This is a genomic window from Collimonas antrihumi (assembly GCF_018304965.1).
In the GTDB taxonomy this organism is placed as follows: Bacteria; Pseudomonadota; Gammaproteobacteria; order Burkholderiales; family Burkholderiaceae_D; genus Collimonas; species Collimonas antrihumi.
The window spans coordinates 520,700-544,934 of record NZ_JAGQED010000001.1 but is presented as its reverse complement, the minus strand read 5'-3'; the positions used below and the strand labels follow the sequence as shown (position 1 = coordinate 544,934).

General features: G+C 56.3%; 22 protein-coding genes. 13 read left to right on the top strand and 9 right to left on the bottom strand.

The features are described 5' to 3' along the window. Positions 1 to 293 precede the first annotated feature (293 nt). Positions 294 to 1,586 (top strand): MASE1 domain-containing protein, encoded by a 1,293-nt coding sequence (locus KHU29_RS02430; RefSeq protein WP_343216016.1) that lies wholly within the window; start codon positions 294 to 296, stop codon positions 1,584 to 1,586. Then, the gene (locus KHU29_RS02425; protein ID WP_211451074.1) at positions 1,583 to 2,389 is read left to right on the top strand and encodes an alpha/beta hydrolase; all 807 of its coding nucleotides are present in this window, start codon (positions 1,583 to 1,585) and stop codon (positions 2,387 to 2,389) included. Before KHU29_RS02430 ends, KHU29_RS02425 begins: the two co-directional genes overlap by 4 nt. Positions 2,390 to 2,598: 209 nt before the next feature. Here KHU29_RS02425 and KHU29_RS02420 read toward each other — a convergent pair whose 3' ends face one another. Next, a complete protein-coding gene (locus tag KHU29_RS02420; protein WP_211451073.1) occupies positions 2,599 to 4,941 on the bottom strand; it encodes a patatin-like phospholipase family protein in 2,343 nt (780 codons plus the stop codon). Positions 4,942 to 5,171: 230 nt separating this feature from the next. Here KHU29_RS02420 and KHU29_RS02415 point away from each other — a divergent pair, with 230 nt between their 5' ends. Beyond that, positions 5,172 to 6,308, top strand: coding sequence for a metallophosphoesterase (locus tag KHU29_RS02415; protein ID WP_211451072.1), 1,137 nt, complete (start codon positions 5,172 to 5,174; stop codon positions 6,306 to 6,308). A 39-nt stretch (positions 6,309 to 6,347) separates the two neighbouring features. On the opposite strand, the gene arfB is transcribed toward KHU29_RS02415, so the two are convergent. Beyond that, the gene (arfB, locus tag KHU29_RS02410) at positions 6,348 to 6,785 is read right to left on the bottom strand and encodes an alternative ribosome rescue aminoacyl-tRNA hydrolase ArfB (protein WP_211451071.1); all 438 of its coding nucleotides are present in this window, start codon (positions 6,783 to 6,785) and stop codon (positions 6,348 to 6,350) included. Between the two features lie 301 nt (positions 6,786 to 7,086). Further along, positions 7,087 to 7,803: a glutathione S-transferase family protein gene (locus KHU29_RS02405; protein WP_211451070.1), complete on the bottom strand. Its 717-nt coding sequence runs from the start codon at positions 7,801 to 7,803 to the stop codon at positions 7,087 to 7,089. 183 nt (positions 7,804 to 7,986) lie between these two features. Between KHU29_RS02405 and KHU29_RS02400 the strand changes: the two genes are divergently transcribed. Then, the gene (locus KHU29_RS02400; RefSeq protein ID WP_246541358.1) at positions 7,987 to 8,646 is read left to right on the top strand and encodes a YceI family protein; all 660 of its coding nucleotides are present in this window, start codon (positions 7,987 to 7,989) and stop codon (positions 8,644 to 8,646) included. Between the two features lie 32 nt (positions 8,647 to 8,678). Here the strand turns inward: KHU29_RS02400 and KHU29_RS02395 are convergent, their stop codons facing one another. Then, complete coding sequence (locus tag KHU29_RS02395; protein WP_211451069.1) at positions 8,679 to 9,734, bottom strand: porin; 1,056 nt, start codon at positions 9,732 to 9,734, stop codon at positions 8,679 to 8,681. A gap of 292 nt (positions 9,735 to 10,026) precedes the next feature. Between KHU29_RS02395 and KHU29_RS02390 the strand changes: the two genes are divergently transcribed. From KHU29_RS02390 to KHU29_RS02365, 6 genes are all read left to right on the top strand, one after another. After that, on the top strand, positions 10,027 to 10,926 hold the full coding sequence (locus KHU29_RS02390; protein WP_211451068.1) for a GntR family transcriptional regulator: 900 nt from the start codon (positions 10,027 to 10,029) through the stop codon (positions 10,924 to 10,926). Positions 10,927 to 11,137: 211 nt separating this feature from the next. Beyond that, positions 11,138 to 12,175: a LacI family DNA-binding transcriptional regulator gene (locus KHU29_RS02385; protein WP_211451067.1), complete on the top strand. Its 1,038-nt coding sequence runs from the start codon at positions 11,138 to 11,140 to the stop codon at positions 12,173 to 12,175. A gap of 171 nt (positions 12,176 to 12,346) precedes the next feature. Then, entirely contained in the window at positions 12,347 to 13,177 is an 831-nt protein-coding gene (locus KHU29_RS02380; RefSeq protein ID WP_211451066.1) for a sugar phosphate isomerase/epimerase family protein, read from the top strand. Beyond that, a complete protein-coding gene (locus KHU29_RS02375) occupies positions 13,168 to 14,142 on the top strand; it encodes a sugar kinase (RefSeq protein WP_425514437.1) in 975 nt (324 codons plus the stop codon). Before KHU29_RS02380 ends, KHU29_RS02375 begins: the two co-directional genes overlap by 10 nt. A gap of 132 nt (positions 14,143 to 14,274) precedes the next feature. Then, a complete protein-coding gene (locus tag KHU29_RS02370; RefSeq protein WP_211451065.1) occupies positions 14,275 to 15,549 on the top strand; it encodes an MFS transporter in 1,275 nt (424 codons plus the stop codon). A 27-nt stretch (positions 15,550 to 15,576) separates the two neighbouring features. Further along, positions 15,577 to 16,563: an NAD(P)-dependent oxidoreductase gene (locus KHU29_RS02365; RefSeq protein WP_211451064.1), complete on the top strand. Its 987-nt coding sequence runs from the start codon at positions 15,577 to 15,579 to the stop codon at positions 16,561 to 16,563. A gap of 15 nt (positions 16,564 to 16,578) precedes the next feature. Here KHU29_RS02365 and KHU29_RS02360 read toward each other — a convergent pair whose 3' ends face one another. From KHU29_RS02360 to KHU29_RS02340, 5 genes are all read right to left on the bottom strand, one after another. After that, entirely contained in the window at positions 16,579 to 16,902 is a 324-nt protein-coding gene (locus KHU29_RS02360; RefSeq protein WP_211451063.1) for a chaperone modulator CbpM, read from the bottom strand. Between the two features lie 10 nt (positions 16,903 to 16,912). Continuing rightward, positions 16,913 to 17,845 (bottom strand): DnaJ C-terminal domain-containing protein, encoded by a 933-nt coding sequence (locus KHU29_RS02355; protein ID WP_211451062.1) that lies wholly within the window; start codon positions 17,843 to 17,845, stop codon positions 16,913 to 16,915. A gap of 1 nt (position 17,846) precedes the next feature. Next, entirely contained in the window at positions 17,847 to 18,398 is a 552-nt protein-coding gene (locus KHU29_RS02350) for an NADPH-dependent FMN reductase (protein WP_211451061.1), read from the bottom strand. Between the two features lie 123 nt (positions 18,399 to 18,521). After that, positions 18,522 to 18,926 (bottom strand): OsmC family protein, encoded by a 405-nt coding sequence (locus tag KHU29_RS02345; RefSeq protein ID WP_211451060.1) that lies wholly within the window; start codon positions 18,924 to 18,926, stop codon positions 18,522 to 18,524. A 262-nt stretch (positions 18,927 to 19,188) separates the two neighbouring features. Further along, entirely contained in the window at positions 19,189 to 20,340 is a 1,152-nt protein-coding gene (locus KHU29_RS02340) for a methyltransferase (RefSeq protein WP_425514441.1), read from the bottom strand. A gap of 495 nt (positions 20,341 to 20,835) precedes the next feature. Here KHU29_RS02340 and KHU29_RS02335 point away from each other — a divergent pair, with 495 nt between their 5' ends. From KHU29_RS02335 to KHU29_RS02325, 3 genes are read left to right on the top strand one after another with little or no spacing between them, the layout of a single operon-like run. Next, on the top strand, positions 20,836 to 22,464 hold the full coding sequence (locus KHU29_RS02335; RefSeq protein ID WP_211451059.1) for a methyl-accepting chemotaxis protein: 1,629 nt from the start codon (positions 20,836 to 20,838) through the stop codon (positions 22,462 to 22,464). A 29-nt stretch (positions 22,465 to 22,493) separates the two neighbouring features. Next, complete coding sequence (locus tag KHU29_RS02330; protein ID WP_211451058.1) at positions 22,494 to 22,952, top strand: chemotaxis protein CheW; 459 nt, start codon at positions 22,494 to 22,496, stop codon at positions 22,950 to 22,952. Then, the gene (locus KHU29_RS02325; protein WP_211451057.1) at positions 22,952 to 24,184 is read left to right on the top strand and encodes a CheR family methyltransferase; all 1,233 of its coding nucleotides are present in this window, start codon (positions 22,952 to 22,954) and stop codon (positions 24,182 to 24,184) included. The genes KHU29_RS02330 and KHU29_RS02325 overlap by 1 nt, the downstream gene beginning before the upstream one ends. Positions 24,185 to 24,235 lie beyond the last annotated feature (51 nt).

Sequence of the window (24,235 nt, the reverse complement as noted above, 5' to 3'; positions counted from 1 at the left end):
AAACCGAGTGTTAAAAAATGCATCGGGCATCACGGTTCGCCAGTTTGGCGCATCCAGTTTAAACACGCTGCATGATATCAGCAAATTGCAATAATCCAGACGCAGCGCGTCCCGGCCTCTTTTATCGGCTCGGATCGGATCCACTCGGCTTGCCAGATCACCGTCAACACCGACACCAAAACCGTCAATCTTGCCGATAGCCAAATTCTTTCCAGATTCACCATATAATGGGCGACGCCAAAATCGCCGCTTTTTTCGATGGCACAGGCGCCAACGCCATAAGGATATTTAGTGTGAAACTGACCAACCAATCCGTCATTGCATTATTGTGGGGCATGCTCTATCTGGCCACCGGCTATATGTCGCATCAGCTCAATGGCCCGATCGCGGCGACCGGCTATATCTGGCTGCCGGCCGGCGTTACCGTGGCGGCATTCATGTTGACCACCACCAAACGCTGGCTGCCTGTAGCTATCGGCTTCGTGCTGGCGCAATTGCTCCTGGGCTGGATCGAAGACCGCAATCTGCTACGGATTGCACTGTTTGCCCTCGACGAAATCGGCGTCGCGGCGATCGTAGTGGCGCTGGTGCGCATGCTCCGGTTGCCAATGGAAGGCTTGCATTTCGTGCGCGGCCTGTTGATCGCGGGAATCGCCTGCAGCACCATCAGCGCAGCCATCGGCGCAGCCTGGTTCTTGCTGGTGCAGCAAGTGCCGTTCTGGCCGACAGCGCGCGTCTGGGCTGCATCCGACCTGGTCGGCATCCTGATCGTCACGCCTGTGCTGGCAGGCTGGTCGCGCTTCCACGCGATGCGTTCGGGCGGCATGGATCGCCACGACTTCCTGCTCGGCCTGACGGCTTTTGTCGCCTTGGGAGTGACGGCATATATCATCTTCGACGGCCATGACATCAGCAAGTTTTCTGCCGGCGTCAATTTTGCGCTGACTTATGTACCGCTGTTTTTCGTTGCAGTTGTCACCCTGCTGTGGGGCGGCCGGGGCGGCTCGCTGGCAGTCGCCATGCTGGCTTTTTTCGCCTTGTTGAACACGGTCCAGGGCGAAGGGCCGTTTGCCGCCTTTGCGGATACCTATTCCAAACACTCACTGCTGGAAGCCCAGCTCTATCTTGCTGTCGCCGCCCTCCTCAGCCTGTTGATCAGCGCTCTCAAGACTACCCGCGAACAACTGCATGAAGATGCCGCGCAGTGGAAAAACGATACTGAACTGGCCCTGACCGCCAGCCGGCAACTGGTCTACAACATGGACCCGCATAGCAAAAAACTGTGCTGGAGCGGTGATCTGCACGGATTGCTCGGCGTAACGAACGCCGCTTTCAGCGATCTCGACCACGTTTTGGCACATGTCCATCCAGACGATCGGCTGCCGTTGCGCAGCCGCTGGCTCGATGAAACCGACGACGATGCCCGGCCTGACCTGAGTTTCCGCCTGCTGCTGCCAGCCGGCGAAGAAAGCCATATGACCGACATGAGTGCCGTGTTGCTCGACGCCGACGAATCGGTCGCCATGGTCGCCGGCGCCTGGCGCTTCAATCTCAAGGAGGATGTGCGGCAACGGGGCCGGGCATGAGTGTTCGTACCGGCGCCTTGCTGATTCACGGCCTGGGCGGTACCCAATTCGATCTCGGCTCGATGCACAAAGTGCTACAGCGTGCCGGCGTGGAAACCCACGCGGTTACCCTGCCCGGCCACGGCGGCCAGCCTGAGGATCTGGTGGAGGTAAGCTACGAGGACTGGCTGGACAGCGTCACCGCCAGCTACCGTGAACTGGCGCCGCAGTACGACACTTTCCATGTGATGGGCATGTGCCTGGGCTCGTTGCTAGCGCTGGCATTATGCGAGCGCGTGCAGCATAGTAAAGACAAAGGCAAATTGGTGACCTTGGCGCCGCCGGTCTTTATCGATGGCTGGTCCACGCCCTGGTATCGCCAGCTGCGGCATCTGGTGTACTGGATTCCCGGCATGGCAAACAGGATGAAGGTTGAAGAAGACGAACCGTTCGGCATCAAGAATGCCACGGTGCGCGCCATCGTCAAGGCCAAATTCGCGCGCGGCGATAATTTTCACTATCGCTGGGTTCCGCTGGCTTGCATACGCCAGGTCGACCGTTTACGCAAAAAAGTGCTGGCCGAAGCCCACAGGATTGCCTGCCCGACCCTGATTGTGCATGCGCGGGAAGATGAACTGACCAGCCTGAAATCGGCCGAATTCCTGCAAGCGACATTGCCGGATGCACGCGTGGTGATGCTGGAAAACAGTTACCACATGATTTGCGTCGACAATGACCGGGAACAAGTGGTCAACAGCGTGCTGGAATTTTTCGGCTACCCGCCGGTGCCTCCACGACGGGTACGCGGTGCCGACAAGGCTTAAGGCGACCTCTAAAAACTCCGTCATCCCCGCGAACGCGGGGATCCAGTTTGCTGATTTAAAATAGATTCCCGCGTTCGCGGGAAGGACGGGGGCGCCGAGCTGGGGTCGCCGAGACGGGGTCGCCGAGACGCAACAGTATTATTCGAGCTGCCCTTAAGACTTAAGACTTATAACTTGACACCTATAGCGCACTATCCGCACCGGTCATTTTAAAATACCCGGCCCAGTTGCAAATACACGTTCCAGACCCCGCGCGGCGCAAGCGCCAGGCCGAAGTACAGAGGGCCAAGGAAGCTGCTCCCGCCTAAAAACATGCTGGCGCTTTTCTTGTATGGCCCGGTGCCAAAGGCAGTGCGGGTCTGCCAGACGTCGCCGGCTTCCAGGCTGGTGCCCAGCACCGTATTGCGTAATCCGGGCAAATTCAGCCACGGCATGTCACGGAGATAAGTCAGGCGGCCATACAGCAGATAGTTGCCGGTAAACTGATCCGGCGCGTAGGCAGACAAGTGCTGGAACCCCCCCAGAGTAAATCCAAGGCCGCCGTTGCCGCTGACATCATTTGACTCATTGCCATAGGTGCCTGCCGCTTCCAGCGCCAGGTTAAGCGTATTATTGCCGCGGCTGACCGACCACAGCGCCTTGCCTTGATAGTCGCTATAACTGTTGGCGGCGCCGCCAAAGCCGATGTTGCTGATGGCGGAAAGATAATAACCTTTGCGCGGGAACAATGGGTCATCGAGTTGATCGATGGTGAGCTGGGCACGAAATGCCGGTTGCTTTATGCGGAATGACTGAAATATTCCATCCGCCCCCTGATCACCGATGGGAATATTGTACGAAGGCTTGGCCACCAGCCATTGATAGTTGACCCCCATTCGAAACTCGCCGAGCCGGCCAATCGGTATCCCCATATCAACGCCGACCTTGGTGGTATCGAGCCGATAGGCGGTAACCGGAACCGTGTTCGAAGTGGCGCTGTCGTCGGAGTAGATGTCAAAATGGCGACGCCCGAATTCTGCGTAGGGCGCCACATATAACCCGACCTGGCCCCAGATCGGCTGCCGCAATTCGGTATGCAAGCTCGCTTGATTACTACCCAGCACCACATCGTTGCGCCATTCCAGGCCGCTTTCGGTAATCCACGGCAAGCGATGGCCGATTTGCAAATTGAAGTCGCCGCGACCATCGAAATTATTCGACACGCCCAGGCCGAACAACAGGAAGTGCGGCCCCCACGATTTATCGTCTGCATCGACCTTCAGCACATTGCGGCCATTCTCCGTCACCAGTTCCTGCGTCACGCTTTTGAAGTCGCCGTTGGTCGCCAGGCGCGCCACATCTTTATTCAGTGCAACCGGGTTGTAGAAGTCGCCTTCCTTGACGTCCAGCGCGCGGCGCACTACCGCTGCCGGCACCCGGCCGTTGCTCTTGATTTCAATGGCATCAATGTGGGTTTCCTGCGCCAGCACCGGGCCGCCGCTACGCGCAGCCAGATAGTCTTTCCACTGCTGCGGCGGCAACGCCAGCGCTGCGAGTTTGGCGCGCTGGCGCTCCGCTGCCTCGTAGCCAGCTTTGACGCCGTCCTTGCCGCGGGAGAAATCGGCAAATGACAGGTCGCCCAACTCCGGCTCTATCAATATGTCGTCTTTCTTGAGCGAGTCGATCTGTTGCTTGACGTTTTGGTGAATCAGGATCGTCACCATCTGTTGCGCCACCGCGGTGGGCGATTCGAGGGTGGACGGGTCCGCCAAATCGGTTGCGATATTGACCGCGATGATGATGTCGGCGCCCATGCTGCGGGCCAGCGATACCGGCAAGTTGCGCACCAGGCCGCCATCCACCAAAGTCCTGCCATCCAGCTTGAGCGGCGCGAACAGCCCTGGCACCGCCATGCTGGCGCGAATCGCGCGCGGCAGCGAGCCGTGGCTCAGAATCACCTCGGCGCCGCTGCCCAGATCGGTTGCCACTGCACGGAAAGGTGTCGGCAACTTGTCAAAAGAAATATTTGCAGGCAATTGCGGAGTCCAGTTTTGCAATAGCAGCAGCAGATTATTGCCCTGTACCAGACCGGAAGGCAGTTTCAGCTTGCCATCACCGTAACCGGCCGACAAGCCGATCGGGTATTGGAAATCGTCCTCACGCTGAGATTGCGGCAGATCCGCCCGGTCATTGCGGTCGAAGGCGATATCGCTCAAGTTGGTTTCGGTCAGGATGCGGTCCAACTCCGCCACCGACAGCCCGCTCGCGTACAAACCGCCGACCACCGCTCCCATGCTGGTTGCCGCAACATAATCGATAGGAATGTGCATTTTTTCCAGCGCTTGCAATACGCCCAGATGAGCGTAGCCGCGCGCGCCGCCGCCGGACAGCACCAGGCCGATACGCGGCCGGGTCGAATTTGCGCTTTTGACATCGACAGCTGCTTCCGGTGCGGCCAAGGTCGACGCAGACAGCGGCCCCACATGCGCCAGGCTCAACAGCAGGCACCCCAGGTAAAGACACAAACCGCGGAACAGGCGGGAAATTACATTATTTCGCTTCGGAAGAGCCATAACTTGCGGGAAAGCACCTGATGTTGGAAGAGAGTCAAATAAAAACCACCTGATTATATTTGAATAAGCCCGTAGTTTCCTCAATACACCACACGCCATTGCATGTCTTATGTGAGCGCGCGGCTATTGAAGCTGGCATCTGCGCCCTGATATGGGTAAAAAGCGCCTCCACAAGACAGCTCATGGCGCTTCATTCATTTACTTGACTCACTATCCTCACAGGTATCCTCATGCCCTCGCGCTTTGCCATCATGGTTGTTCTGTTTTTGCTGGGCGTATTGCATGCGCTTATCGGTTGGCTCCTGATGCCGGTGCTGTCGGTCATCCCATTCTTGTCAATCCTGCTAGGCAGCTGGCTGCTGCTGTCGTTCTTGCTGATCCCTGCCGCCCTGCTGGCTCGTGTCGTCCAGCGCCAGCCTCTGTCTGATCGCCTGGCTTGGGCCGGCATGCTGGCCATGGGGGTATTTTCATCGCTGTTGCTGACAACTCTGTTGCGTGAGTTGTGCCTGTGGCTGTCGCCTTGGTTCGCGCTGAACCAAGATCAATTCGCATTCTGGAGCGCGGTGGCGGTGTTGCTGCTGACCGCCGTGACGACCGTCATAGGCTTTTTCAATGCACGCCGCCTGGCTGCGGTGGTCAACGTCGATGTTCCTATCAGCGGCTTGCCCGCTGCCCTGCACGGCTACAGCATCGTGCAGATCAGCGACATCCATGTCGGCCCGACCATCAAGCGCAACTATCTGGATGCTATCGTCAACAAGGTCAACACCCTTGAACCCGACTTGATCGCGGTCACCGGCGATCTGGTCGACGGCAGCGTGCAGCAGCTGGCGGCACACACTGCGCCACTGGCCAAGCTGCGTTCCCGTCACGGCGCTTATTTCGTGACCGGCAATCACGAATATTATTCGAATGCGCCGGAATGGGTAGCAGAAGTGCGCAGACTCGGATTAACCGTGCTCATGAATCAGCACGTAGTCATCGACCATCAAGGTACGTCACTGCTGGTGGCCGGCGTCACCGACTATAGCGCCCATCATTTTGACGAAGCCCAGCGCAGCGATCCGCATGCAGCACTGGCCGGCGGTCCGCAGCACGTAGCGTTGAAACTGCTGCTCGCGCATCAACCGCGCTCGGCCGCGGCCGCGGCCGACGCCGGTTTCGACCTGCAGCTATCCGGCCATACGCACGGCGGTCAATTCTTTCCCTGGAATTTTTTCGTGCCATTGCAGCAACCGTATACGGCCGGCCTGCGTCGCTTGCGCAATTTATGGGTGTATACCAGCCGCGGTACCGGTTATTGGGGACCGCCAAAACGCTTGTTCGCGCCGTCGGAAATCACGCGCTTGCGACTGGTCCCTGCGTGACCCTGGCGTAGGACACACCTATCCGGATCGCCGGCTGTTTCAGACAATGACCTTGCCGCGCATGGCTTTGTCTTTGCCGCGCCGGGTCTTGCTATCGACTCGCTTTAATTTTGCGCTCCGGCTAGGCGCCGTTGGCCGCCGCTTCTTGGGAATCACGGTAACGCTCAACAATAATTCCTGCAAGCGCAGCAAGGCTTCGCCCTTGTTCTTTTCCTGACTGCGTGATTGTTGCGCCTTGAGGATCAACACCCCGTCTTTGGTAATGCGCTGGTCGTTCAACGCCAGCAGCTTTTCCTTGTAAAAATCCGATAGCGACGATGCGCCGATGTCAAACCGCAGATGTATCGCCGACGAGACTTTGTTGACGTTCTGGCCGCCCGGGCCCTGGGCGCGGACGGCGCTTATCTCAACCTCACTCAGCGCAATGGCGAGTGAGTCGGTGATACGGAGCAGTTTGTCATCGTTACTAGAACTCATTTAACCAATATCCGTGAGATGCGTTCTTGCCAGGAGAGGCGCTGGCAAGGCGTGCGACGCGTCCAATAGCGATGCTATTGGCAAGGAGCACAACGCGGCCAGCGCCTCTCCTGGCAAGAACCCTTCGGGAACGGGCTATTTGGGCGTATTGCTGCGTTGCGCCGCTTGCCAAGGGAACTACCCTTGGCTGCCCGACGCGCCTTGCACTACCTCCCAAATAGCCGCGTTCGCACTCACGGATATTGGTTAAATGAGTTCTGATAAACATGGCCGATATTATGGCACGCTACACGCTTCCGTTTCACTTGGATGGCGCGCTACGGGATGGCGCGCTACGCAAATCTTCCAACAGTGTACCCGCCTCCATGGCTTCAGCTTCATGGCCAGGTTCGCGCCAGGTTTCCGCCAGCGCATCGGCCAGCCACTCCCGCATGGCTGGCAAATCCAGCAATCGCGCCACATAGGCTTGCGCCGCCGGGCTCAATTTGAGGCCGTAGGTTTGTACGCGGAAAGCCACCGGTGCAAAAAACGCATCAACGGCGCTGAAGTTTGCCCCGCCCAGGAAAGGTCCGCCAAAACGTGCCAGGCCTTCATTCCACAATTCATCGAGCCGGGCAATGTCGCCCTGGAGCGCTTCAGACACATGCTCAAGCCGCACCCGGATGCCGCAATTCATGGTGCAATGCTGCCGCAAGGCGCCAAAGCCGGAATGCATCTCGGCAGCAGCGCAGCGCGCCCAGGCCCTGGCTTGCGGGTCGTTCGGCCAGACGCCGTCATGGCGTTCGGCCAGATACTCGACAATCCCAAGCGAATCCCACAGCGAAGTACTGTCGTGTATCAACGCCGGCACCTTGCCGGTCGGTGAAAAACTGCGGAACGTATCCCAGTTGGATCCTGGCGGACCGTCCGTAAAAGGCACAATGTGTTCGTTAAACGTCAACCCGAGTTGACGCATCAGGATCCACGGCCGCAAAGACCATGATGAATAATTTTTGTTGGCGATATACAGCTCGTACATGATGGAAGACGCTCCGTTTTGAGTTGCTACGATTAATCCCGGATACAGACGATGAATACAGACAACGGATTTTGTGCGTTGCTGCGAAAGAACTATTTTATATGCTTCCGCATCGGAATATATGTACTATCTGTATCGTTAAGGACTTGGTAGAGATCCGAAAATCGAAGGCGGTACGTCACCATGGCCATCATGCAAACCAGCGACAGCCAGAAAACAGCCCTGCAGAAGCGGTTGCCTAAAAAAAGCGCCCTGCTGCGCTCTTTACTGTTATTGCTGGTGCTCGATAGCAGCGCATGTTTCGCCGCCGACCGTTATCTGATTGATCCAGAGCACACTTTTTCGTATTTCGAATACAACCATTGGGGTTTATCGAAGCAACGCAGCCGCTTTGACACCACCACCGGCTCGATTGAAATTGACCAGGACACGCATAGCGGCAGTATCGACATCGAAATCGATGCGGCATCGGTCAGTACCGGCAGCGACAGTTTCAACCAGATAATGCGCTCCGGCGATTTTTTCGACGCTGCCAACTACCCGAAGATCAGTTTCAAATCCTCCAGCCTGCATTTTGAAGAAAAGCGGCTTACGCAAGTCGACGGCGACCTGACTATCAAGGGCATCACGCATCCGGTAACACTGGAAATCAGCCATTTCAATTGTCGCTTCATGCTCGCTTACGGCAAACAGGCTTGCGGCGCTAACGGCTCCGCCAAGATTTTACGCAGCGATTACAAGCTTGCACGCTACGTGCCCTTTGTCAGCGATGCGGTGACGCTGCATATCAGTGTTGAAGCCATCAAGGAATATGAGGCGGCGACGCCGGATGGAACCAGATAGTAGCTGGCTCCGGTCCGGCGCGGTTGGCAGGTTTAGAATGTGTGAAGAATCCCCGCTATCACCCCTGTCTGGTTGTTGCCCGCCACGATTTGGTTGCTAATGCCGTTGACACCCATATTCGACTCCCCCGCATTGCGTGCATAAGAAGTCAGCAGATACAAACTGCTGCGCTTGGACAGATCGTAAGACCCCAATAGCACGAAAGTAAGTGGATCGGCATCGCTTCCCCTGGTGTCGGTATAGGCAGTCATTCCCGTCAATGAAAATGCTGGCGTTGCCTGATAGCTCAAGCCACCCCAATAAAAGCTGGAACCGCCGGAGCTGTCAGCCGCATCGGATTTCAGCCAGCGATAACCGAGGTAGGTCTTGACCGCCCCCATGCTGTAGCTGATGCCGGCTGCAATGCGTTGTTCAGTTTCATTTTGAGAGGCATGCGAAGTGCCGTGGCGCTGATCGAAAGCCAGGCCAAAGTTCAGCGCGCCAGGCGTATATCTCAACCCGCCGCTCAACTCGCGCCCGACTTTAGGTGCGCCAGCTATTTCTCCGCCATCTTTCACGGTGCTGTCATGACCGAAGCTGTAAAGGCCCGTCACCATCACTTCCTTGAATTGTCCCGTGTACTTGATAGCGTTATCGGCACGTCCGGCCAGCACCGGATCATGTGTCAGCGTGGAATAGGTCGCCATGCCGAGGGGATCGTGGAAATACATCACGTCATATAAACTATTATTCTGGCGCCCGACAGTCACGCGATTGGATTGGCCGCCAAGGCCTGCATAAGCGCTACGGCCGAACAAGCGCCCGCCCTGGCCTGCAGCGCCGGTATCGGAGGCGAACCCGCCTTCCAGATGATAGATGGCGCCAAGGCCGCCACCCAGATCCTCCCTGCCCCGCAGACCCCAGCGCGAACCCCATAGATTGCCGGATTTGAGGTGGGCGAGGCTGGCGGCGTTGCCATTGGCGTCCGGCGCATTGTCGACTACTTCGATTCCGGTATCTATCACGCCGAAAACGGTGACGCCCGACTGCGCATGAGCGCCGCCGGCCAGCGTGGCAGCCATCGCCGCCAAGGTTATTGTTTGCTTCATATTTATTTGTCCCTCCTTTGTTGTTTACTCACCGTGCGCATATGTTTTTTTGAGCACCACTATCCTTCACCGCGGCTTTACCCGCGTCATGTGAATGCTTTGCATTTATGCTAATTATCAAATAGATAACTATAAAATAGTCTGCATTAACTTTTTGATAAAATCAAATGAATGCTACTTTTTAAGAATTGTCTTATCTGCTAAGTATCCCGACCAAATTTGCCCGATAGTTTACTCAAATGATATTAATCATTTAACATCAATCAAATGTAAACCTGACAGTGGCAAGAGAATGACAAAAACAGAAAAAACCAACCGTCCGAGTCCCTTGCAACTCGACCTGGCGAATCGGCTGATCCAACAGATAACGACCGGTGAATTACCTGCCGGAACGCATTTGACTGAAGAAGGCTTGGCAAATCAATTTGATGTCTCGCGGACTCCGGTCAAAGCGGCATTGCGCCTGGTGGCCGCACAAGAGTTGCTGGAATACCACGTGAACAGCGGCTATTTCGTCAGTACCAATGCCCGCATGGGAAAAGCGGCGGAGATGGCGGTAGACGGCGTTAGCAGCGATACCTTGTATTTGCGGCTGATCGACGATCGTACTAATAATCTGCTGCCCGACACGATGACGGAAACAGATTTCCTGGCGCGCTATTCGGTCCCGCGCAGTTTGTTACGGGGAACGTTGGTGCGCATGGCGGCAGACGGCCTGATAGAGAAACGCCGCGGCCAGGGCTGGAATTTTTCGCCGGCCATAGGTTCGCCCGAGCTGATGACCGAAAGCTACAAGTTTCGCATCATGGTGGAATGCGGCGGATTGTTGGAAAATGCCTTCAAGATCGATGCTGCCCAGTTGCAGAACAGCCGGCTGGCGCACGAAAAACTGCTATCGCAGACACCCGCCGAATATTCCACCCTGGCGTTTCTCTCCCTCAATGCCGCTTTTCACGAAATGCTAGCGCGCTTCTCCAACAATCGCTTCGTGCTGCAGGCGGTGCAGCAACAGAACCAGCTTCGGCGCCTGAGCGAACATATCGCGGTTCACCACGCTCCACGCCAACTCGACTCATGCAAGGAGCACTTGCAAATCATCCAGGCACTGGAAAACGACAACCGGGAATGGGCGGCTGCGCTGATGCGCCATCATCTGAGCATCGCGCGATATCAATTAGTCGATGAGGCGTGACGATGTGCGACAAAATGTGACGATGCGTGACGATGTATTTATCACTCCAAAAAATCGAAGTAAAATTGCGCGGCATCGGCGCCGGCATGTCTCTTGACTTGCGTTACTCATCCAGCACAATGTAATAAAAGGTTCTGGTCACGGCAAACACAAGCATGGAATAATGCGTGGGCAACATTACCCTATTCCTAACATTTTCCTGGTTCTCTCCATGCCCGACACCGATCCAACCCGCACGCCTACAATCAACGATGTTGCGCGCGAAGCCAAGGTAGGGAAAACCAGCGTATCCCGCTATCTGAACGGCGAATTCGACAGTCTCTCCGATGCGCTCCGGCTGCGCATACAGCACGCCATCCGCAAGCTGGGCTTTCGTCCCAATCAGATGGCGCGCGGACTCAAACGCGGCCGCACACGCATGGTTGGCATGGTAGTCGCCGACATCGGCAACCCGTATTCGGTTGAAGTCATGCGCGGCGTCGAAGCTGCCTGTCAAAAACAAGGCTTCATGCTGATGGTCTGCAATTCCGATAACCAGCTTGAATTGGAAAAGCGTTATCTGAGTTTGCTGGTCAACTATCGCGTGGAAGGCTTGGTAGTCAATCCAATCGGTCTGCCTGAGGAAGATCTGGCTGCCATCAGCAACACTGGGCTGCCAATGGTCATCATCGATCGCCGCGCCGATCGCTTGCAATGCGATATGGTCGGACTTGACAATACCCAGGCTGCAACCCTGGCGACCCAGCATCTGATTGCCCGGGGATTTCATGCAATTCACTTTCTTACCGAGCCGATTGGCCAGGTCAGCAGTCGCCGCGAACGCGAACAAGCGGTCCACCAAGTGGTGAGGAAAGCCGGAAAACAATACGCCGCAATCACTTCAGAAGTCGACATAGCTGATGCCGCTGCATTGCAATTAGCGCTACAGGCTGCGTTGCATAGTAAAAAGCGCAGCGCCATTCTTGCCGGCAACGGCCGCATGTTGCTGAATGTCGCGCTCGGCTTGCAAGGCTTAGGCGCGCGCTGGCCGGATGATGTCGGCTTATTGGGCTTTGACGATCCCAACTGGGCGGTGTTGGCCGGCAGCGGCATTACCGGCATTCGTCAGCCTACGTTCGATATCGGCCAGGCAGCGCTGGAGTTTTTGGTGCAACGCATCGATGGCGCAAACACCCCGCCACGTTTTCTAGCCTTCCCCGGAGAACTGGAGATACGCGGCTCCACGGCAGCGCTGAAAAGTGTAACTTAGGCTTGACTGCCCATTTTTTTTAGATTAACTTGGAACCGGTTCCATAGATTTCTGCCTTCATTGCCTTAATCTTTCTATCATTTAATAAATTACCGGCATTTTTTTTAATTTATTATGGAACCGGTTCCAATAATAAAAATATCAAAAACTAGTCGTATTCAGGAGACAGATTTGCCCTCTACCATGGATATCTTCATCGTGGCCTCAGCCTACGGCGTCGATTTTGTACAAAAAAACGGCCATGCCGCGCTAATTCCCCTGGCGGCCGGCGCCAACGCCAATGGCATCGAAATCCGCCGGGAGTTATTCTTACAACCGGATGATGCAATCGCGCTGGAACTTGCCGCCCTAAAACCACTACTGGCTGCACATGGATTGCAGGCTGTGTATTCCGCACCGGAATCCTTGTTCCTGCCAGACGGCAATCTCAATCTGCCGGATTTGATTGCACGCTTGGCTGAAGCAGAAACTCTGGGAGCGGCAACGCTCAAATTACAGATGCATCACTACCCCGGCGGCGTCGATGTACAACTTCTGCAACAAGCTTTGGCCGACTCGCCAGTTACGTTACTGCTTGAAAATGGGCAGCAAGATACCGGCAGCCGGATTGCCGAGTTCGCCGGCTTTTTTTCCGTATGCAAAGCGTATGCGCCCGCCATCCCGGTTGCCATGACTTTCGATATGGGAAATTGGAGTTGGGCCGGCGAGAATGCCATCGAAGCTGCCGCGGTGCTTGCTCCACACGTACGTTATATTCATTGCAAGGGAGTGCGAGGCGAAGGCATGCGCCGTTTTGCGGTGGCGCCCGACGAAGGAAGCGCCGACTGGCTTGCCTGCCTGTCAAAGTTACCCGGCCATGTGCCGCGAGCAATTGAATATCCGCTGCCTGCAGGCGAAGAGGCACAGGCAGCGCATGTGGAACGCTTGCGTTCGGCGTGCAAGCCAACATCGGCCGCAATTGCGGCAATTGCAGCAGTTGCAGGAGTAAATGCATGCCAATAACAGCACTGCCCTCAAGCGAACCGGCTGAAATGAAAAAGCTGGATGTGGTGACTTACGGCGAAGCCATGACGATGTTTGTCGCCACCGAAACAGGCGACCTTGCCAAGGCCAAAAATTTTATCAAACGCGCCGCGGGTGCCGAACTCAACGTCGCAACCGGCTTGGCGCGCCTGGGGTTTCAAGTTGGTTGGATGAGTCGTGTCGGCCAGGATTCGTTTGGCCGCTTCGTACTGGAAACTCTGGCGAACGAAGGCATCAATAGCGACGCCGTAACAATCGACGAGCGCTACCCCACCGCCTTCCAGCTGAAATCGCGCAATGACGATGGCAGCGATCCGGAAATCGAATACTTCCGCAAAGGCTCTGCGGCCAGCCACTTGTCGATCGCAGACTACCGGCCAGAATATTTCAAGTCCGCACGCCACCTGCATTTGTCCGGTGTCGCGCCGGCGATTTCCGAATCGTCGCTGGAGCTGGCTTTCCATATCGCTACCGAAATGCGCGCAGCCGGCAAGAGCATTACATTCGATCCCAACTTGCGGCCGACGCTATGGCGCTCACGTGAACTGATGGTGGACCGGCTCAATGCCTTGGCGTCGTATGCCGACTGGGTGCTGCCGGGCCTGGAAGAAGGGCGGATCCTGACCGGCTTGACGACACCGCGCGAGATTGCCGATTTCTACCTGGCGCGTGGCGCGCTTGGCATCATCATCAAACTGGGTAGCGCAGGCGCCTATTTGCGCACCGCAGAACATGAAGCCACCGTCCCGGCGCCGCTGGTGACAAACGTGGTCGACACCGTCGGCGCCGGCGACGGTTTCGCGGTCGGCGTGATCAGCGCATTGCTGGATGGACATGAGCCTCGTTTGGCAGTCGAGCGCGGCAATCGAATCGGTGCAATGGCAATCCAGGTAATCGGCGATAGTGAAGGATTGCCGACCAGAGAACAGTTAAGTCACAAATAAGTCGCAAATAAGTCGCAAATAAGTCGCAATTAAGCAGATAGCAATTAAGCAAAAAGCAGTCAAACAAGCAAAGTCGCTAAAAACAATACAGGTACAAACCTGAAAATGCGAAAAAATCTAAGGAGACACAACATGGAAACAAAAAAATTAGCAGTCCGGCGCTGGTGGTTCATCATGCCGATCGTTTTTATTACCTACAGCCTGGCCTATCTCGACCGCGCCAACTTCGGCTTTGCCAGTGCGGCCGGCATCAATCATGACCTGGGTATTACCCAAGGCACCTCTTCATTGATCGGCGCCCTTTTCTTTCTCGGCTATTTCTTCTTTCAGATTCCCGGCGCCATCTACGCCGAACGCCGCAGCGTCAAAAAATTGATTTTCTGGAGCCTGGTGCTGTGGGGTGCTTGCGCCGCACTGACCGGTATGGTCAGCAATATCCCGATGCTGATGGTGATTCGCTTCTCGCTCGGAGTGGTGGAAGCCGCGGTGATGCCGGCAATGCTGATCTACATCAGCAACTGGTTCACCAAAACCGAACGTTCCCGCGCCAACACGTTTTTGATTTTAGGTAATCCGGTCACCGTGTTGTGGATGTCCGTGCTGTCGGGCTATCTGGTTAACAGTTTCGGCTGGCGCAACATGATGATTGCCGAAGGATTGCCGGCGATAGTGTGGGCGTGTATCTGGTGGTTCGTGGTCCAGGACAAACCGGCGGAATCGACCTGGCTGAAACCGCAAGAAAAGGCCGATCTCAAAGCGGTGCTCGATCTGGAGCAGGTTGGCATGAAGCCGATGCGTAATCATGCCGAAGCCTTCAAGTCGCCGGCCGTGGTCAAACTGTGCGCCCAGTATTTTTGCTGGAGCATCGGTGTGTACGGTTTTGTGCTGTGGTTACCTTCCATCTTGAAAAATGCCGGGCATATCAACATGGTGCAAACCGGCTGGCTGTCGGCTTTACCCTATCTTGTCGCCGTGATTGCCATGCTGCTGACTTCATGGGCTTCCGACAAAATGCAAAACCGTAAATTATTCGTCTGGCCGGCATTGCTGATTGGCGCCCTGGCTTTCCTCGGTTCCTATTTACTCGGCAGCAGCAATTTTTGGCTGTCCTACACCCTGCTGGTGATTGCTGGCGCCGCAATGTATGCGCCCTACGGTCCTTTCTTTGCCATCATTCCCGAGTTGTTGCCTAAGAATGTCGCCGGCGGCGCGATGGCCTTGATCAATAGCATGGGGGCACTCGGTTCTTTCCTCGGCTCTTATGTGGTTGGCTATCTGAATGGCGCAACCGGCAGCCCGTTTGCATCCTATCTGTTCATGGCGGGGGGCTTATTGGCCGCTGTTGCATTGACGATTTCAGTCAAGCCGGAAGCAGCAGTTCCCGACATCGCCCTGGCTCACCGGTAAGTTGACATCCATTCTGAAGGAATTCTTATGCAAGAAAAAATAGTACTGTATAAAAAAGTCGCTGACGATGTCCTGGCGATGCTCCAACAGTCGCATCAGGTTGTGCAATTTGACGACGTCAATGCCGGCAATCGCGCAGCCTTCGTGGCGGAACTGAAAGACGCCGTGGGCCTGATCGGCGCCAGCGTCAAAGTCGATGCTACGATTCTCGATCACGCCCCCGGGCTTAAGGCGATTTCCACCATTTCCGTCGGCATCGATCAATTCGACCTGGTCGATCTGAGCAAGCGCGGGATTGTGCTGCTCAACACACCTGACGTACTGACGGAAACCACGGCCGACACCGGTTTCGCGCTGATCCTGGCCACCGCGCGGCGGGTGGTGGAAATGGCGGATTACGTCCGGCAAGGCCGCTGGACGCACAGCATCGGTGAAGACTGTTTTGGTACCGACGTACAAGGAAAAACCTTGGGCATCGTCGGCATGGGACGGATCGGCGGCGCCATAGCGCGACGCGCATCGTTAGGATTCGGCATGCCGGTTTTGTACAATAATCGCCGCCCTGATCCGGCAGCTGAAAAAGCCTATGGCGCCCGTTTCTGCTCGCTCGCCACTTTACTGCAGAGCGCCGATTTCCTTTGCATCACGGTTCCCCTGACGCCGGAAACCCATGGCATGATAGGCGCGCAAGAATTGGCGCAGATGCGTTCCAGCGCCATCCTGATCAATATTTCCCGCGGTAATATCATCGATGAAACTGCGCTGATTTCAGCATTGGAAAACGGCCGCCTGCGCGGCGCCGGGCTGGATGTGTTCGAGCGCGAGCCTGTGTCGCCGGATTCGCGTTTGCTGAAGATGCCGAATGTTGTGGCATTGCCTCATATCGGTTCCGCCACCCATGAGACCAGGCATGGGATGGCGGTCTGCGCAGCGCAAAATTTGCTGGATGCCTTGCGTGGCAACGCTAAGCGCAATGTCGTCAATCCTGAAGTGCTGACTCAGTTGCCAGCTTAGTTACTAACTCAGCTATTAACCCAAGTGTGGCAATTTAGCATCCAGGGCAGCCAGCCGGGTCTCTAGCGCATGTATTTTTTGCAACAGATTGAGCGCCATGGCCACGCCGTGTATATCGAGCTCGAAATCGTCGCGCAAACGACGCGCGGTCCTGGCGAGCACGATGGTTTGCGCCCGAAACACATGGGCCGGCGCGGCGCTGCGATCCGGCTCGATGGCGCCAATCTCCACCAGATCCGCCAGCTCGTCATGGCTGAGTCCGGAAAATTCAGCCAGCTCATCCAGCGAACACAACGCAATATCGTTTAACCAAACGGCTTCTACTAACAGAGCAGTCATTGTCGCCCTCCTAAATAAGATGCTGCCGCGGATTGAATGTCGATTCAGCGGCCAGTTGCTCAAATAGCTCGCGCTCGCGCGCAGTTGCCACCGGCGGCACTTCTATCCTTACTACCGCATATAAATTACCGTGCTCGCCACTGGCGGACGGCAAACCGCGCTTGGCCAGACGGAACTGACGGTTGGCGGCAGTACCTGCGGGAACGCTCAGCTCGACCTTGCCGCCCAAAGTGGGCACCAGCACAGCAGCCCCCAGCACGGCTTCCCACGGCGCCAAAGGCAGATCGATATACAGGTCTTTCCCGCTTACCCGATACAGCGGATGCGGAATGACTTTCATCACGACATACAAATCGCCGTGTTTTCCGCCATCCTGCCCTTGCCCGCCTTTGCCCGACAAGCGCAGTCTTTGTCCGTCTTCCGCGCCCTTCGGTATCTTCACCCGATAGGTGCGCGGCACCCGGTGCAGGGTGCCGTGCTCATCGTACTCGGGCATGCTCAGGCGGACATCGGTTTCGCCGCCTTCATAAATCTGCTCCAAGGTGATGGGTGCGTTGACTTCGTAGTCTTCACCTCTGGCCGGACGCATTCTGGCGCCCGCTCCGCCACCATGGCGCGAAGCCGCAAACGCGGCCAGGATATCGGCCATGTCGACATCGCCGAACGTCGCGCCGCCGGCGGCGAATCCTTGTTGCCAGGACTGCGGCGGCTCAACATTTTCACCTTCATGATGGCTACCCAGCTGGTCGTAAGCAGCGCGTTTTTCGCTGTCTTTCAACGTCGAGTAAGCTTCCGCAATGTCTTTGAATTTCTCTTCTCCGGCGGGGTCCTTGGAGATATCCGGATGGTATTTATGCGCCAGTTTGCGATAGGCTTGCTTGATCTCGGAGGCACTGGCGCTGCGCTCGACGCCCAAAGCGCTGTAATAGTCTTTGAATTTCATTTCAGTTTTTTAAAAACTCGACAAAATTCCGGTTGAATTCCTTGAGTTGCTCGCGCACCTGCTCGTCAACCAACTCCCCGTTTTCATTAAATACCTTACCCGCGCGCGACACCATCAAGCGCCCGCCAAACCACGGTTGCATACCCAGGGTGCGCAACACCGGCAACCAGGCATTTTGCGACAGGATCGTGCCGAAACCGCCCGGTGAAGCACCGATTACCGCCACCCGGCGACCGCGAAAGATGCGAGCGCTGTCGGCCGGCGGCCGCGATAGCCAGTCGAGCGCATTCTTGAACACGCCCGGCATGGAATTATTATATTCCGGCGTCACCAACAGCAAAGCATCGGCGACCGCTATCTGCTCCTTCAACAAGGTCACGGCCGCTGGAATCCCTTCTGCCTGCTCAAGGTCGCCGTCGTATAAGGGAATCCCTTTGATCGTGCCGATCTCCAGCGTCGACCCTGCCGGCATCAGATCAGCCGCCGCGCGTAACAATGCGGCATTCAGGGAACCGCTGCGCAGGCTGCCAGCTACACCGACTATCTTGGTCATGCGCTTCTCCTTTGAATTACTCAATTGCATTGTTCAATTGCGTTGTTCAACTGCCTGGCTCAATTGCATAAACCCAATTCAATTGCGTATCTCAGTTACGTATATTAGCTGTATGAATCAAGCTTAACCTTCAAGCTTCGCCTGGCTCAAGGTAGTCACAATTTCCGTACCCTGCCTGATGGTTTTGGTGACGGGTGTCTTTTCACAAATCTCGGCCAGCCTGGTTATCTGTTCCGGGCTAAGTTGCGCACCCAAAGCGACTGTGCGGTCTATCTTTTCCCGTCCCTGCTCATCGCGCGAAAAACACAACCGCACATCGATCAGGCCGAGATCCCATTGCTTGCGATCGGCATACATGCGTAAAGTCAGAGAAGTACAGGCGGCCAATCCGGCCAACAGTAATTCGTATGGCGCGGGGCCGCTATCGGTGCCGCCATTGCTGAGCGGTTCGTCGGCACGCAACTGGTGCGACCTGGCTTGAATTTGCTGGGCAAAGCCGCTAGTGCTTTGTAAGTGTACAGACGCCATGCGCTCTCCATATCAAAGTGGAATTGCCAATCCACGAATGCCGGCTTGGCATGCGCGGATCTGATATGGAGACTATAAGCTGTTTTGGAGGAGAGATAGCCTGGATTTGGAGATTAATTGCCGCAATAGCAAATTTATATATTTCGCAATCCTTAACAATGCGTCACAACAAATCACCGGTCTCATCAAGAGAAACCGGTGAATTTACAACAAATATTTTCCGATCAGCAACGAAAATGCAACTTTAATCAATCTACCCTGCTCAACGGACCGCCAGTCGCCACAAGGAAGTCAGTTCAGCGGCACGCGCCGCATGCAGCGGATCGGTCTGGTCGGAAACTTTCGGATGCAGCGGCCGGATATCGGTTTTCCCCAATACTTGCAAGCCTGCCGTATCAATCGCTGCCAACAGCTCGGGGCGCGAACGCAATCCCAAATGCTCAGCCAGATCAGACAAGATCAGCCAACCCTCGCCGCCAGGCTCCAGATGCTGCGCCAGGCCGCTCAGGAAACCGCGCAACATGCGGCTCTCGGGATCGTAGACCGCATGCTCGATGGGTGAACTGGGCCGTGCTGGAATCCAGGGTGGATTGCAGATCACCAGCGGCGCCCGGCCTTCGGGAAACAGGTCGGCCTGTTGCAGGGTTACCTTGTTATCCAGATTCAGCCGCAGCAGATTCTCGCGGGCACATGACAGGGCGCGCGGGTCCATATCGGTAGCCACGACACGCTGCACGCCACGCTTGGCCAATAGTGCCGCCAGCACGCCGGTGCCGGTGCCGATGTCAAAGGCCAGTTTGGTCGATGGCAACGGCGCCGCCGCCACCAATTCGATATATTCGCCGCGAACCGGCGAATACACGCCATAGTGAGGATGAATGCGCTGACCTTCACCTAATGCGGCGATCTCAACGCCCTTCTTGCGCCATTCGTGCGCGCCGATCAGGCCCAGCAATTCGCGCAGCGACGCCACGAACGGCTCGGTCGGCGCGCCATAGGCTTCGTTGCAAGCCAGATGAACATCAGGTGCGCGCCGCAGAGGGATGCTGTAGTCGGCCTCAAACGGCAGCAACAGCATGCCCAGGGTGCGGGCGCGTTGCGATTGCGCCTGACGATGCAGATTGAAGGCATCGGTCGGTGAAGTTGGCTGCTTGCGCGGCTTGCCACGCTTTTCAGCCTTAGGTTCAGCGCGGCGCGCCAGCGCCTGCAGCAACTGCCGGGCATTCTGGAAATCGCCACGCCATAGCATGCCGGTGCCTTCGCAGGCCAGCCGATAAGCCGTATCGGCAGTCATCCGATCATCGGCAATCACCACCCGCTTAGGCGCGGGGTTGCCGTTTTCCGAGCGCCAGCGCGCCGAGCGCGGCTGATCTTCTTCGATCCAGTGGATCATCGGCTGTTCGCTCATTGGCATAGTCATAGGGCGCCCGCAGGACGTTCAGCCGAAGGCAATCCGACAGTGGGGAAATTCAAACTCATGGATTGGTCTCGATCAGTGTGGGTAGGCAGGACGCAGATCATGACGCATTACCAATGCATCGTCTGCACTGCCCGTTTGCCATCGCAGCAAACGGGCATCTTCGATAGTCCGAAGTATACCTCTTGACCACGGTAATGAGCCGTTTCTTTGTTTCTTTCCAACAGCCGAGCCCACTGCCATGCTTTCCTTTGCATTAACGGCAGTGCCGTTGCTTAGCTGAAGGGGTCCAACAAAATTTTGCGCAATCGTGCTGAAAATCGTGCGCTTTAGATCTGACTGGTTTATTGTGTCCGCTTAGAAACTAATCGATGATTAGTCGATAAATTGCCGACGACGGCCAAATTATCAATTCAATAATTGAATTGCGTTCTCGAGCCGCGAGTCGAACAGAACGCAGCGATCAGCGATTAACGACAGGAGAAATAACACGTGAAGCAATGGACTATTCGGCAAAGAATGCTGGTCAGTTTTGGCGTCATTTTGGCGTTGATGGGATTCATGGCTGGCATCACCTACCTGAAGCTGGCAGCTATCGAACATGAAACCACCAGTTTCCAGACCGACTCCATACCCGGTCTTGAGTTGAGCACCGGCATCCGCTCGACCTGGTTTCAAAGTTATCTGTTGGCGTTGCAGGTGGTAGCCTTGGATAATCCGGAGCAACGAAAACAAGATCTGGCGGCAGTGCACGCCGACTCGGAGAAAATGGATAAGCTGGTCGCGGACTACGAAAAAACCATTTTCGAAAGCGAGGACAAAGCCAATTTCATCGCCTTCAAAGCTGCGCGCACGCAGTACGACCGGCTCATGTCCGAGGTATTGAAACTGGATGATTTGCAAAAAAATGCGCAAGCTCGCAGTGTGCTGATTGAACAACTGGAACCGGCCTGGCAGCAAGGACGCAGAGCCGCCACGCAATTGCGCGACTTTAACCAGCAAGCAGAAGTCCGCTCGGTAGATAAAATCGAAGCTGCGGTGCTGGTCGCCAAGAGCACTTTGCTGGTAGCGCTGGTAATTGCCCTGGCGGCAGCGCTGATCTGCGGATTCTTCCTGCTGCGCGCTATCACGCGCCCGATGGCTGACCTGATCGCAGCCCTGGAAGTGATTCGTTCCGGCGATCTGTCGCAACGTCTCAACCTCCAGCGGCAGGATGAATTTCAAGCGTTGGAAACGGGTCTGAACCGCATGTCGGACGAGTTGACCGGCCTGGTCGGGCAAGCGCAGAAATCGGCAATTCAAGTCACCACCTCCGTCGTCGAGATTGCCGCCACCGCCAAACAGCAGCAAGCCACAGCCAACGAAACAGCTGCCACTACCACCGAAATCGGCGCCACTTCCCGTGAAATCTATTCCACATCGCGCGAACTGGTGAGCACCATGAATGAAGTTTCGTCTGGCGCCGAAGAAGCCGCCAGATTGGTCGGCACCGGCCAGGCCGGCCTGACGCAGATGGAAGACACCATGCATCACGTGATGGCTGCGGCCGGTTCGGTCAACGCCAAGCTGGCCATCCTCAACGAGAAAGCCGGCAACATCAATCAAGTTGTGACGACCATCACCAAAGTCGCCGGGCAAACCAACCTGCTATCGCTGAACGCTGCCATCGAGGCCGAAAAGGCCGGCGAATACGGTCGCGGATTTTCCGTGGTGGCGACCGAAATCCGCCGCCTGGCCGACCAGACTGCAGTTGCTACTTATGACATCGAGCAGATGGTGAAAGAGATTCAGTCTGCCGTATCGGCCGGTGTGATGGGTATGGATAAATTTTCCGAAGAAGTACGGCGCGGTATCGCCGATGTGCAGAATGTCGGTGTCCAGCTATCGCAGATCATCCAGCAGGTGCAGGCGTTGACGCCGCGTTTTCAGTCGGTCAACGAAGGGGTGCAGGCGCAAGCCATTGGCGCCGAACAGATTAGCCAGGCGCTGGGGCAATTGAGCGACGCCGCACATCAAAGTGTGGAATCGCTGCGCCAGTCAAGCCAGGCGATTGACGAATTGACGCTGACTGCAAACGGCTTGCGCAACGGCGTCTCACGCTTCAAGTTGAAGCTCAGCTGAGGCTGATGCGGAATTGCGCAGATAAGACCATGCTTTTTTTATTGTTCCAGATCGGCAAAGACTATTACGCGCTTGATACCCGTCAGGTGGCAGTAGTGCTGTCGCTGGTCAACCTGAAACAAATGCCGGCGACAGCACCCTGGGTAGCGGGCGTCTTCACCTATCGCGGCCAGTCGGTGCCGGTGATCGATCTCAGCCAGCTGGCGCTAGGGCGCCCGGCTCTGCGCCGCCTGAGCACGCGCATGGTGCTGGTGCACTACCCTGTGCCCGGTGCGGGTGAGCGCCTGCTCGGACTGGTACTGGAAAAAGCCAGCGAAATCATGCGCCGTGAACCCTCCGAATTTCGCGATAGCGGCCTCGATCATGGCAATGCGCCTTATCTAGGCCCGGTTACCGACGATATGCGCGGCCTGATTCAAGCGATCCGGATACAAGACTTGCTGCCGCCCGACGTGCGTGCGCAACTGTTTCCGGCCGGGGGGCAATAGTGCCACTGGAAAAATTTGAAACCCTGCTGAAACGCACCATGGGCCTGGACATCCAATCCATAGGCCGGCCCATGCTGGAGCGGGCGTTACAGGAAAGACGCGATAGTTGCGGCATCGATGATCTGGATGCTTATTGGCAGTTGTTACAGATTTCGGAACCGGAACAGCTGCTATTGATCGAGTCGGTAATCGTACCGGAAACCTGGTTTTTTCGGAATCGCGAAGCCTTTATCGAAATGGCGCAGCGGCAGCTGCAGCGGCCAACCAGCGCCGGCCAGCCCTTGCGTATCCTTAGCCTGCCCTGCTCCACCGGTGAAGAACCGTATTCGATTGCGATGGCGCTGCTGGACGCCGGCCTGCCGCCGCAGCACTTCCGTATCGACGCCATCGACATCAGTTCGCAATCGCTCGATATCGCCCGCAAGGCCGTGTACGGCAAGAATTCGTTTCGCGGCGACTTCTTGACGTTTCGAGATAAGTATTTTGCGCTCAATGAGCAAGGTTATGCGCTGTCGAAAACGGTCCGGCAACAAGTGCGTTTTATGCAAAGCAATCTGTTTGCTGCCGATCTGCTGGCCGGGCAAGCCCCCTACGACATCATCTTTTGCCGCAATCTGCTGATCTATTTCGATCGCGCCACCCAGCATCAGGCAGTCACCATCCTGCTCCGGCTGCTGCTGCCTGGGGGCATGCTGTTTGTTGGCCCGGCGGAAGGCGCCCTGATGATGCAACATCCGGTGACACAGATCAAGGCGCCAATGGCCTTTGCGTTCCGGCAAGGTGCGCCGGCACAGGAATTTGCAAGACCGGCGTCACTGCTGCGACCGAGGTCGAAGTCGAGGTTCGCCGCAGAGCGCACTGTCCAGGAAATGCAGGCAAAAATCAAAGTGCCGGCAGATACGGCGCCAGCGCTATTACCGCAAGCAAACCTGGCAGCGGTGCAACTACTGGCGGATCAGGGCAAGCTGAGCGAAGCTGCCAGCCTGTGCGAACAACTGATACAGCGTCATGATGCATCAGCCGCATCCTACTATCTGATGGGTATGATCCATGACGCGGCCGACCGCAAACAAGCCGCCGCCGACTGTTATCGAAAAGCCCTGTATCTGGAACCCGCCCATGCTGCCGCCATGACGCATCTGGCGGCACTGCTGCAAGTGCAAGGAGATTTCGCCGGCGCCAGATTATTGCAGCAACGCGCACGGCGTTCGACAGAAAACAATCCGTCCTGATCCCTGACATGCGCTTAACCTCGACACTCCTCAAACAAAGGCGTTGCCCCG